This is a genomic window from Dickeya poaceiphila, from assembly GCF_007858975.2.
GTDB classification, from domain to species: Bacteria; Pseudomonadota; Gammaproteobacteria; order Enterobacterales; family Enterobacteriaceae; genus Dickeya; species Dickeya poaceiphila.
Window position 1 is genome coordinate 3,563,733 of sequence record NZ_CP042220.2, and the last position, 11,939, is coordinate 3,575,671.

11 protein-coding genes are annotated in these 11,939 nt (G+C 55.4%); 6 read left to right on the forward strand and 5 right to left on the reverse strand.

Features of this window, described 5'->3' with window-relative positions; translation table 11 throughout:
• Nucleotides 1-46 precede the first annotated feature (46 nt).
• On the reverse strand, nucleotides 47-979 hold the full coding sequence (locus Dpoa569_RS15970) for a nucleoside recognition domain-containing protein (protein WP_042868703.1): 933 nt from the start codon (nucleotides 977-979) through the stop codon (nucleotides 47-49).
• Nucleotides 980-1,283: 304 nt separating this feature from the next.
• Between Dpoa569_RS15970 and mltB the strand changes: the two genes are divergently transcribed.
• Both mltB and ddlA read left to right on the forward strand, forming a co-directional pair.
• A complete protein-coding gene (gene mltB / locus Dpoa569_RS15975; protein ID WP_227983080.1) occupies nucleotides 1,284-2,387 on the forward strand; it encodes a lytic murein transglycosylase B in 1,104 nt (367 codons plus the stop codon).
• Between the two features lie 485 nt (nucleotides 2,388-2,872).
• Nucleotides 2,873-3,973, forward strand: a complete 1,101-nt coding sequence (gene ddlA, locus Dpoa569_RS15980) for a D-alanine--D-alanine ligase (RefSeq protein WP_146411543.1) — start codon at nucleotides 2,873-2,875, stop codon at nucleotides 3,971-3,973.
• 45 nt (nucleotides 3,974-4,018) lie between these two features.
• On the opposite strand, the gene Dpoa569_RS15985 is transcribed toward ddlA, so the two are convergent.
• Both Dpoa569_RS15985 and Dpoa569_RS15990 read right to left on the reverse strand, forming a co-directional pair.
• Nucleotides 4,019-4,303, reverse strand: coding sequence for a YciI family protein (locus Dpoa569_RS15985; protein WP_042868701.1), 285 nt, complete (start codon nucleotides 4,301-4,303; stop codon nucleotides 4,019-4,021).
• Nucleotides 4,263-4,712, reverse strand: a complete 450-nt coding sequence (locus Dpoa569_RS15990) for a VOC family protein (protein ID WP_050569392.1) — start codon at nucleotides 4,710-4,712, stop codon at nucleotides 4,263-4,265. Before Dpoa569_RS15990 ends, Dpoa569_RS15985 begins: the two co-directional genes overlap by 41 nt.
• Before the next feature lie 135 nt (nucleotides 4,713-4,847).
• Between Dpoa569_RS15990 and Dpoa569_RS15995 the strand changes: the two genes are divergently transcribed.
• Together Dpoa569_RS15995 and Dpoa569_RS16000 are read left to right on the forward strand one after the other, a co-directional pair.
• Entirely contained in the window at nucleotides 4,848-5,330 is a 483-nt protein-coding gene (locus tag Dpoa569_RS15995; protein ID WP_050569391.1) for a GNAT family N-acetyltransferase, read from the forward strand.
• A 75-nt stretch (nucleotides 5,331-5,405) separates the two neighbouring features.
• Entirely contained in the window at nucleotides 5,406-5,645 is a 240-nt protein-coding gene (locus tag Dpoa569_RS16000; RefSeq protein ID WP_042868699.1) for a DinI family protein, read from the forward strand.
• Nucleotides 5,646-5,691: 46 nt separating this feature from the next.
• Here the strand turns inward: Dpoa569_RS16000 and Dpoa569_RS16005 are convergent, their stop codons facing one another.
• The gene (locus Dpoa569_RS16005) at nucleotides 5,692-6,453 is read right to left on the reverse strand and encodes a YnfC family lipoprotein (protein ID WP_042868697.1); all 762 of its coding nucleotides are present in this window, start codon (nucleotides 6,451-6,453) and stop codon (nucleotides 5,692-5,694) included.
• A gap of 97 nt (nucleotides 6,454-6,550) precedes the next feature.
• Here Dpoa569_RS16005 and Dpoa569_RS16010 point away from each other — a divergent pair, with 97 nt between their 5' ends.
• Entirely contained in the window at nucleotides 6,551-7,171 is a 621-nt protein-coding gene (locus Dpoa569_RS16010) for a LysE family translocator (RefSeq protein ID WP_042868695.1), read from the forward strand.
• 122 nt (nucleotides 7,172-7,293) lie between these two features.
• Here the strand turns inward: Dpoa569_RS16010 and Dpoa569_RS16015 are convergent, their stop codons facing one another.
• Nucleotides 7,294-7,716, reverse strand: a complete 423-nt coding sequence (locus Dpoa569_RS16015) for a hypothetical protein (protein WP_042868692.1) — start codon at nucleotides 7,714-7,716, stop codon at nucleotides 7,294-7,296.
• A gap of 546 nt (nucleotides 7,717-8,262) precedes the next feature.
• Here Dpoa569_RS16015 and nifJ point away from each other — a divergent pair.
• A complete protein-coding gene (nifJ, locus tag Dpoa569_RS16020) occupies nucleotides 8,263-11,796 on the forward strand; it encodes a pyruvate:ferredoxin (flavodoxin) oxidoreductase (protein ID WP_042868691.1) in 3,534 nt (1,177 codons plus the stop codon).
• Nucleotides 11,797-11,939: the final 143 nt, after the last annotated feature.

Below are 11,939 nucleotides of genomic sequence, written 5' to 3' on the forward strand. Positions count from 1 at the left end.
GCCTCGCACGTCGGAGGATGTCGTTACGCTCACAATCTGTGATGATTCAAAACACCATCCCATGCAGCACTGTTCTAACCGCAATACCGAACAGTGCGCCCAATCCAGCGTAGCGAAACAGACGAGTAAAGCGGGAACCCACGCCAAGAAAAATGCCTATCCCCGGTAAATCAAACGTCTGAATCAGTAATCCGGCGGAGGCGTTGATCTGACTGGCAGTCATCTTCCCTTGCTGCATCAAGTCCGACACCACACCAAAATAAGCGGTACCGCCCGCCAGGCATTTCACCAGCGTCGGCATCACGAAAACCGGCGAAATATGGGCAGCAGCCAGCAGTGGTGAGAAAAAGCGCTCAAGCGCCGTCACCGCGCCAGCGGCTTCCAGTATGCCGACAATCGTCATGGAGAGAATCAGCATCGGCACCGACCCAAGCGCCAGCCGGATGGCATCAGCACCAGCACTATTAATAATGCCGATGAGTCCTCTGGCGGAAGGCTCATCAGCAGAGAGTTCGCCGGAGCGCTGGCTCTCTACGACAGACAGATTGCGCCCCAGCACATGATAGGTCAGCGCAGCGGCGGCCAGCCCGCCGACAATCGAGATGACAATCGCTCCCGCCCAGTGCAGGCCAAACGGCGTCAGCGGATAAAACACGTTGCCCTGCCCCATGGCGAACACCATCGCCAGCGTCGCCGCCATATGACGATCAGACACGCCGCGTTTTTCCATCATCGATAACGTTGCCAACGGCGCGGCAAAACTGACGAAATTGAGCTGAATCAGCGCGAAGGTGCTCATCCCGGTGAGCCCGAAGGGCTTGAGAATCGGCGCCATCCAGCGCACCAGCGCATCCACAACGCCTTTCACTTCCAGAAACCGCATGATGACCAGCATCACCACCATAATCGGCAACAGTGTATACAGTGCAACGTCAACCGAGGCTTTCCCCGATGACATGATAATTCCAATCACGTTCATGTAATGTCCCTGCACGGGTGCAACTATTTCAATTGTCATTTCAAGTCATTCCAATTGTCCGGTTACCCGATGACTGCCGCTGACGGCGCACTCCCGGATTTTCCGCCCGGTTATTTTCGTGACAATCATCACAATATTCCAGAACGTTTTTTACCAACGCAGCATCAGAGGATTGCAATACTCAGGCGCACCGGCTGACAGATAATCCATCGTTCGCCAGAACGTCACAATTCGGTTTTTTCCCTATGGACGTTGCGCTACCATGGCCGCCACGTTGTTTTTGACTGAATTATATGGATATCTGATGCGTCGCCTGGTTGCTGTTCTCCCGCTGTTGCTGGCGCTGTCTGCCTGCAGCAACAAATCCGCTGAGCCCGCCGGGGCTGAAATTATTGGTACACCCGCCACCAACGCCCCGTCCGGCGGCTTTTTATTATCCCCCGCTCATGCCGGCGGCCTGCTGACCAGCGGCGATTTCGCCAACAGCCCGGAGGTGGACCGCTTCGTGGATAAAATGGTGAGACAGTACGGCTTTGAGCGCCAGCAACTGCACGACGTGCTGGCGCAAGCGCAGCGGCTGGACTGGGTAATAAGACTCATGGATAAACAGGCGCCCGCGCCGTCAACCGCCACGCCCTCCAACACGCCCAACGGCGCCTGGCTGCGTTACCGCAAGCAGTTCATCACCCCGGATAACCTGCAAAACGGCGTCGCATTCTGGAACCAGTATCAGGACGCACTGGAGCGCGCCCGGCAGGTTTACGGCGTACCACCGGAGATCATCGTCGGTATTATCGGGGTAGAAACCCGTTGGGGCCGGGTGATGGGCAAAACCCGCATTCTGGATGCGCTGGTCACGCTGTCTTTCGCTTACCCACGCCGCGCCGAGTACTTCCAAAGCGAGCTGGAGTACTTTTTGCTGATGGCACGGGAAGATGGGTTTGACCCGCTGTCACTGCGTGGTTCGTTTGCTGGCGCGATGGGCTACGGCCAGTTCATGCCGTCAGCATTCAAGAAATACGCGGTGGATTTCAACGGCGACGGCGTTCCCAACCTGTGGGACCCGGTGGACGCCATCGGCAGCGTCGCCAACTACTTCAAATCAAACGGCTGGCAACCTAACCAGCAGGTCGCCATACCCGCCAGCGGTCAGACTTTCTCGCTGGAAACCGGCTTTAAAACCCGTTACTCCCTGTCAACGCTGGCAGCGGCAGGGCTGCGCCCGACTGCGTCACTGGGTGGCTATCAGGAAGCCAGTCTGCTACGCCTCGACATGGGCAGCTACTACCAATTCTGGTACGGCCTGCCAAACTTCTACGCCATCACCCGTTACAACCACAGCGTGCACTACGCGATGGCGGTATGGCAGTTAGGGGAAGAAGTCAGAAAAGCACGGCAGGGGTATTAAGTCTGGACCTGGCTGTTGAACAACAGCCGGGTTGTTTTAGCAGCCGGAACAGCGACGGATAATCAACGCAGCCATCGCCCGGTGCGGATCAACGGGTTGGGCGGCATGTTCCGCGAACAACCGTGTCACCTGAGTGACAAGGACATCGTGGTATATCAATCAGCTTCGGCCAGATGAATGTCAGTCAGGCAACCTCCCGGCAGACAGGTTCTTATTCTCTGGCCGACTCTTTCATTCCTCACGCCGCGCCCCTCGTTACCAACGCTATGAAACCGCATAGGCAACCCCTTCTCTTTTCACACCTCGCTTTAAGATGCGCAATTTCTGCGCCACCACCGAAAAAGGCGGGGTTCGGCGACCGGAAAAAAGTCCCGCCTCGCGGCATGAAGTGATACTCTTGCAGCCACAGATCAAGACGTCTTATCAGGCGCCAGACAGTTCAACGAACCTATAACGGAAAACGATCCCATAACGGAAAGAGTGATATGAGTAAAATTCGGGTTGGCGTGGTTTTTGGTGGTAAATCCTCTGAGCACGAAGTGTCACTGCAGTCCGCAAAAAATATTGTGGATGCGATTGATAAAACACGGTTCGATGTGGTGCTGTTAGGCATCGACAAGCAAGGGGAATGGCACGTTAACGATGCCTCCAACTACCTGCTCAACGCCAACAACCCAGCGCTGATCGCCCTGAACCGCTCCAGTCAAAACGTGGCGTTGATCCCAGGACAAACCCATCATCAGTTGATCGACACGGCCAGCGCCAGTGCCCTGTCGCAGATTGACGTCATTTTCCCGATCGTTCACGGCACGCTGGGCGAAGATGGTTCATTGCAAGGCCTGTTGCGCATGGCGAACATTCCGTTTGTCGGCAGCAGCGTACTAGGTTCTGCGGTCAGCATGGATAAAGACGTTACCAAACGCCTGCTGCGCGATGCCGGATTGCAGGTAGCGCCGTTCATCACGCTGACCCGCGCCAACCGCGCTCGCCACCCTTATGAGCATGTCACCACTCAACTCGGCCTGCCGTTGTTCGTCAAACCCGCCAATCAGGGATCGTCCGTCGGCGTCAGCAAGGTGCGCAATCAGGCGGAATTCGAACAGGCGGTCGATCTGGCGTTCAGTTACGACCATAAAGTGCTGGTGGAGTCGGCGATTATTGGCCGGGAAATCGAATGTGCGGTGCTGGGCAACGACTACCCGAAAGCCAGCGTCTGCGGTGAAGTGGTGCTGCATGACGAGTTCTATTCCTACGACACCAAATACATCAACGAAGACGGCGCCGCCGTAGCGATTCCGGCAGCGATGGACGACGAGGTACATCAACGTATCCGCGACATCGCCTTGCAGGTGTTCCAGGCATTGGATTGTCAGGGCATGGCGCGGGTAGACGTGTTCCTGACGCCGGACCAACAGGTTGTCGTTAACGAGGTTAACACCCTGCCCGGTTTCACCAACATCAGTATGTACCCGAAACTGTGGGAGGCCAGCGGCCTTGGCTACACCGACCTGATCACCCGGTTGATTGAACTGGCGCTGGAACGCCATGCGCAAGACAGCAATCTGCAAAGCTCGGTGCGCGAGTGATGAATGCGGCTCCGGCGTGCGCAACGCCAGCCGGAGCGCGTTTAGTCAGATACGGCTCAGAGCCGCGAAGGCATCAATGGTCGTCAGCGGCTGAAAATCAATCACCTCGTAATTGGCTACCGCCTGAAATGGGTCCTGCTGTAGAAAATCATCCAGCGTTTCTCGTCCAACGCTCTTAGCCAGAATCACCCCTCCGGTACGCGGGTTCTTACGCCCGGATGCCACAAACATCCCCTGTTCATATCCCCGTTTTAACCAGGTCACATGCCTTTCCAGCAAGTTTTCCACTTCATCCAGCGGCGCGTTGTATGTCAGGCTGATGATATACATGGCTATTCTCTTTGTTATTCGTCGGCATTGGCCAGCGCCCTTGCTGCAATACCACCCGATAACCGTCGGGATCACAGAAAGTTTTGCCCTGCCGCTCCCAGTAAGGATTAAATGACGCTACCACGCTGAAACCAGCCTGCACCATGCGATGACAGGACGCCTGCCATTCGTCATGATCGGCAATGTACAGCACAAGTAAATCGTCTTCCGTCGGCGCTGGCATGACCGGATGAGCGTGACAAACGGTAAATTCAAGGTGCCAGGCCAGCCCTTGTCGCCCCAGCATAACACCACTGAAACCGTCATGTTGCGCAAACGAACCGACTTTCTGTAACCCCAGTCCGTTACAGTACATCTGTTCGCTCCGTTGCAGGTCCGTTACTGGCCGCGCCACGCGCAATGTGGTCATCATTACTCCTTTTCTATCGCTGATAAGCAGTTTGATATCACAGTTTGCCGCCACTGGCTATTTTGCTTATTCCCCTTTTTTATCATGGAATTATGTGGAATAGTGCTTCGATTGTTGGTCAATAAGGAGCCTGGAATGCCCGCACATCGCCTGTCATTGTTTACCATCCGGCACGAAGCCGTGGATCAGCCCGACATCCTGACGCTATTAGAAAAACTGGATGCTTATCAGTCTGCGTTGTATCCGGCAGAATGCTGCCACTTCACCGATCTGCGTACCGTACCCGCCGATGAACTGATTTTTCTGGTGATCCGCCACCGTGATGGGCACGCGGTGGGCTGTGGCGCCCTCTGGTTGCGGCAACCGGGAGAAGGCGAGATGAAACGCATTTATGTCGAGCCGACCTGCCGCGGCAGCGGGGCGGCGGATCAACTCATGCGGCAGTTGGAACAGCAGGCCCGTCTGGCAGGCTGCCAGGTGATTCGACTGGAAACCGGCATCCATCAACCACAGGCAATCCGGCTTTACCAACGCCATGGTTATCGCCTGTGTGGCCCGTTTTTTCCTTACGGCGACGATCCGCTCAGCGTCTATATGGAAAAAATGCTAACTGATTGATGTTAAAAAACCATTGCAGCGCCTAAAATTAATGCTGTATATTTAAACAGTATTATTCATGGAGAGGCAGCTAATATGTACGTAGAATTAGTTTACGATAAAAGAAACGTGAGTGGGCTACCCAACGCAGCAGAACAGATTAAAAACGAACTCGCCAAACGGATTCACCGGGTGTTTCCGGACGCGGAAATCAAAGTAAAGCCGATGCAGGCCAACGCCATCAACTCCAACGCCAGTAAACAGGACAAATCCACCATTAACCGGATTATCGAAGAGATGTTTAGCGAAGCCGACGAATGGCTGGTGCAGGAGTAACCACTATCGCGCCCAATGCTGTATGCTTCGCCGCTTGCCGGACACCTTAGTAATACTCGATGTTGCTGGTGTGTGTTAGCGTACTGACCGTTTGTGTGACCCCTTTACCATTCGATACCAGCACCTGACACTCGCGCGGATTGAAGTGCGAGTCATACTGGCATGTGGTGCGGGTCACACTGGTTTGCTCGTTGTTTTCTTTGACGATCACCGTGGCATCAAGCCGTTTTTGCACCGGCGCATCGTCTTGCATCTCAACGCGGGTCACTCTGCCGTTTTTCGGTGAAACAAACGTCATACTGACCGGAAATCCCTGATCATCATAACGGTAATTCGCCATCGGCGTTGCACCATCACTTGCACTGTCATCGGTGCTATCACGAGTACTACCACGGTAGATAACTTCCGTAATGGCGTGCTGGTCATTCGACCGATAGCTCAGGCGACCATCTGTGGTGTTTGCCAACTGGCAATGCTCCGTCAACTGGAATAACGCCTGATGAGTGCGCTGCTCCACCAGCGCCTGCCCGTGACGGACCATATCCAGGTCGAGACTCATCTCCGGTTGATAGGTGCGCAGTGCCATGATGCACCCGTTAGCATCAAACGTCCCCTCAACATATGCCGTGACCTTACCGGCTTCATCGGTCTGGGTTTGCGTGAAGTGCTTCACTTTACCGCGCAACGCATCAAAGCCAAAAATATTAGAAAGACCGGCCAGTACCGGGTTTACTGGTTCCATTGCGGGTTTCAGGTCACACCCGGCCAGCAATACCGCACCGGCCAGCACCATGGCGTTTCGTTTCATCGTTGTTATTCCTGAAAACCTGTTGAATGCCATTAGTTTACGTCAACACCAAAATAGAGGGTAAAATAACTATCCATCACTGATTGAGGAGCAAAGCATGGGAAGCGATATACACGCTATCGCCGCTATCGGCGGGGTTCTGGCACTCGGCGCCATGAGTCCAGGGCAAAGTTTTATTCTGGTTGCGCGTACCGCGCTGGCTGCATCCCGACGCGCCAGCCTCGCGGTTTCACTGGGTATGGGCACAGGTGCAGCTATCTTCGCACTGATAGCGCTATTGGGCCTGCAATCGCTGCTGCTCGCCGTTCCCTGGCTTTATCAGACGCTAAAAATCGCTGGCGGACTCTATCTTCTTTATCTGGCGTTCAGGCTGTTACGCGCCAGACCCAGCCACGCCATGCCAGAGCTATACGATAGCCCCACCGCACCTCAAACCCACGCTTTTCGGCTGGGACTATTAACGCAACTCAGCAACCCCAATACTGCGCTAGTGTTCGGCAGCGTATTTGCCGCACTGCTTAATCAGCAGATTGCAGGCTGGATGTACGTCACACTGCCATTGCTGGCATTCGTTATCGACTTTCTCTGGTATGCCCTGGTGGCGTTGCTGCTCTCGTCAGCCAGACCACGCAGCGTCTACCTGCGGTTTAAAACCGGATTTGACCGTGTCAGCGGCGCCGTGATGGCAATGTTAGGTATCCGGTTGCTACTAAAATAACCGCAACGGTTAGCGTATCGCGTGACCGATTATCGGTGCACGCCCCTGACCGATATCCGCGGTAGCCGGTGAAACACACCGGCCACATCCCACAAGACCTGACGGCACCAGTAAGTGACCTATCAGGAATACAGAATTTTCGCAGCCTGCTCGCTTTCTTCGTTGGAAAATCCGCCGTAGGTCATCGCGGCGATAAACGAAGCGCGACTGGAGCTGGGGTAAACCCTCTCATGCAGCACCAGACGACCAACATCTTCCGGTGTCAATTGCGGAAACTGCTCGTGAATTCCCCCCACCACATCCCGGCTGGCGTAGCCAAGTATGCGCAGAATTTCTGCTATCTCCAGCGGGGTGGTTGCATCCTGATAGGCGGAATGAATCACATCGGCGATCAGTTTCGAGGTCAGCACGTTGACTTTGGACACATCGCTATAACGGCTGCCCAGAGATTGAACAATATGGTTGATGGCGTCTTCCGGACCATAACCCCTGTCACGAATTCGGGTTAATACCGATATCATTTTGTCTCTCAGATCGATAAACATAGTGCTGTTCCTTCGTTAAAGTCGATAATCAACCTGAACCGCGAAAAAGCTATTCCTGATATGAACAATTATCCTTAAATGGTCGCGTCTGGTTTTTTGCTGGTCTGTCGCTAATGCCTGAATCATCAGAAGACCTGATACGTTATTTTCAGCATAGGCGCAGATGCCTATCCTTCCACTGGCACGAGCCGCTTTGTAGACAAATGCCGAAATTTTACGCGGCTTCTGTCAAACCCTCATCAGCACGTACCTTTGCTTCCCACCAATACAATCTAATTTCATTAACGATACATTAATATTGCTTTTTGTCGTTGGCGTTATATTCCTGATAAGAATGTGATATCGGTAAAGTTGATGGTATGACCCTGTTTCGGGAACTGCACAACGCGCTGGTGAACTGGTATTATTGCCGACCCTGTGCTACGCCGCCTGCTCGCCATACACATCTTGCAACAACCTAGTGAGCTATTAATCGGTCAACAAAACCCGCTGAACGGTGATAATAACCACCCTGTAGTAATCATCATTCAGCAAGGAGGTTAAATCATGATTACCACCGACGGGAATAACGCGGTTGCTTCAGTCGCCTGGCGCACCAATGAAGTTATCGCTATCTACCCTATCACCCCCAGTTCCACCATGGCAGAACAAGCAGCAGCCTGGTCGAGCGACGAACGTAAAAATATCTGGGGAGATACGCCCAGGGTAATCGAGATGCAGTCTGAAGCCGGTGCCATCGCCACCGTGCACGGCGCACTGCAAACCGGCGCGTTATCCACCACGTTCACCTCATCGCAGGGCTTGTTGTTGATGATCCCAACGCTGTACAAGCTGGCTGGTCAGTTGACGCCGTTTGTGCTGCACGTCGCTGCACGTACCGTGGCGACCCATGCGTTATCGATTTTCTGCGACCATTCGGATGTGATGGCGGTGCGCCAGACCGGTTGTGCCATGCTGTGCGCCAGCAACGTGCAGGAAGCGCAAGACTTCGCGCTGATTTCTCAAATAGCAAGCCTAAACAGCCGCCTGCCATTTATTCATTTCTTCGACGGCTTTCGCACTTCGCACGAAATCAACAAAATCGAACCGCTGAGCGACGCACAATTACGTACCCTGTTGCCGCAGGCGGCGATTGACGCACATCGTGAGCGAGCGCTCACTCCCGAACATCCGGTTATTCGCGGCACCGCGTCCAATCCGGATACGTTCTTCCAGGCGCGCGAAGCCACTAACCCGTGGTACAACGCGGCATTCAGCCACGTTGAACAGGCGATGAACGACTTCGCCCGCGAGACTGGCCGTAAGTATCAACCGTTTGAGTATTACGGTCATCCCGATGCTACCCGCGTTATCGTGATGATGGGTTCCGGCGTCGGCACCTGCGAAGAGGTGATCGACACCCTGCTGGTTCGCGGCGAGAAAGTCGGTGTGGTGAAAGTCCGGCTTTACCGGCCATTTTCCGCTCAACACCTGCTGGCGGCTATCCCGCAAAGCACGCAGTCCATCGCAGTACTGGACCGCACCAAAGAGCCGGGCGCACAGGCTGAACCACTGTATCTGGACGTAATGACCGCGCTGGCGGAGGCGTTCTCACGAGGTGAGCGCCCACTTATGCCGAAGGTAATTGGCGGTCGCTATGGCTTATCTTCGAAAGAGTTCACCCCACAATGCGTAGAAGCGACGTATAAAGAGTTGGCGCTTACCAACCCCAGACCTCGCTTTACCGTTGGCATTTACGACGATATTACCCACCTGTCGCTGCCGTTGTCCGAGCAACCGATGCCGACTCAGGCCTCGCTGGAAGCACTGTTCTACGGGCTTGGCAGCGACGGCACCGTATCCGCCGCCAAGAACTCGATCAAAATCGTGGGTAATTCGACCCCGCTGTTCGTACAAGGCTATTTCGTTTACGACTCCAAAAAAGCCGGCAGCCTGACGGTTTCCCACATGCGCGTCGGCCCACACCCGATTCATTCGGCCTACCTGATTGAACAGGCGGATTTCGTAGCCTGCCACCAGTGGCAGTTTATCGACAAATACAACATGGTGGAGCGCCTGAAACCCGGCGGCATCTTCCTTGTCAACACCCCCTACAGCGCTGATGACCTGTGGCACCGATTGCCGCAGGAAGTCCAGGCTGGGCTGAACCAGCGTCAGGCACGCGTGTATTGCATTAACGCCGCGAAAATCGCCCGTGAATGCCAGTTGGGCGCCCGCATCAACACCGTGATGCAAATGGCGTTCTTCCATCTGACGCAAATTCTGCCGGGCGGCGATGCACGCGACAAACTCCGCGCCGCCATTGCCAGCAGCTACGGCAGCAAAGGTCAGGAACTGGTGGAACGCAACTGGCGGGCGCTGGATGCAACGTTAAATGCGCTGGAAACAGTAGCGCTGGAGAGGGTAAATCCAGCCAGCCCGTGCCGCCCGCCGGTGGTATCCGACGCTGCGCCCGATTTCGTCAAAACCGTTACCGCCGCCATGCTGGCCGGACTGGGCGACAGCCTGCCGGTATCCGCCCTGCCGCCGGATGGCACCTGGCCGGTCGGTACCACCCAATGGGAAAAGCGCAACATCGCCGAAGAAATCCCGTTGTGGAAGCCGGAGCTTTGCACCCAATGCAACCACTGTGTGGCCGCCTGCCCGCACTCCGCTATCCGCGCCAAAGTGGTACCAGCCGATGCCATGGCCGACGCACCGACTTCATTGCAGTCGTTAGAGGTGAAGGCTCGTGACATGCGTGGTCAGAAGTACGTGTTGCAGGTAGCACCAGAAGACTGCACTGGCTGCAACCTGTGCGTAGAAGTATGCCCGGCCAAAGATCGCCAGAATCCGGAGATCAAAGCCATCAACATGGCACCGCGGCTGGAGCATGTGGCGACGGAGAAAACGCATTACGACTTTTTCCTCACGCTGCCGGAAATCGACCGCGGCAAACTGGAACGCATCGATATTCGCACCTCGCAGTTAATCACACCGCTGTTCGAATATTCCGGCGCGTGTTCCGGCTGTGGCGAAACACCGTACATCAAGCTGCTGACCCAGCTGTACGGCGACCGCCTGCTGGTCGCCAACGCCACCGGCTGCTCTTCGATTTACGGCGGCAACCTGCCGACAACGCCCTGGACTACTGACGCCAATGGCCGCGGACCAGCCTGGGCCAACTCGCTGTTTGAAGACAATGCCGAGTTCGGGCTGGGTTTCCGTCTGAGCGTTGACCAGCATCGCCAGCGTGCGCTGCGCCTGCTGGAACAGCTCAAGCCGCAGTTGCCTGCCGACCTGATAGCCGACCTGCGGGAAGAGTCAGTCGCCGTTGATACACGCCGTGAACAGATTGTTCGCCTGCGTCAGTTACTCAGCGCCATCGACAGCGCCGATGCCCGTCAACTCACAGCAGACGCCGATCATCTGGTGGATAAATCCATCTGGCTGATTGGTGGCGACGGCTGGGCCTACGACATCGGCTACGGCGGCCTTGACCACGTGATGAGCCTGTCGGAAAACGTCAACGTGCTGGTGCTCGACACCCAGTGCTATTCCAACACCGGCGGCCAGCAGTCTAAGGCTACTCCGCTCGGCGCGGTCACCAAGTTTGGCGAGCAAGGCAAACGCAAAGCGCGCAAAGACCTCGGCGTTACGGTCATGATGTACGGCCACGTCTATGTGGCACAGATTTCACTGGGCGCTCAACTTAACCAGACCGTGAAAGCAATTCAGGAAGCGGAAGCCTGGCCGGGTCCGTCGCTGATTATCGCCTATAGCCCTTGCGAAGAACACGGCTACGATCTGGCATTTAGTCACGACCAGATGCGTCAGTTGACCGCGACCGGTTTCTGGCCGCTGTACCGCTTCGATCCGCGCCGCACGGCGCAAGGCAAACCGGCGTTGGTAACGGATTCCCGTCCACCGTCAGCCAGCCTGAGCGAAACCCTGCTCAATGAGCAGCGTTTTCGTCGGCTCAACAGCCAGCAGCCGGAAGCCGCCGCCCGGTTGTATGAAGAAGCAGAGGCAGACCTGCGCCGACGCTACGACTTCCTCAGCCTGCTGGCAGGCAAAGCGGAAAAAAACACCGAGGAATAATGCCGGTGACACGGCTTACGCAGGGAGCGGTCAACCGCTCCCTGATTATTTCTAAAGCGCATCAGCCACGCGGCTTGTCCATTTTCGTCATCACCTCATGTCCCTGATACCCACTTTAATGTAATTGATTGTACATCTGGTTT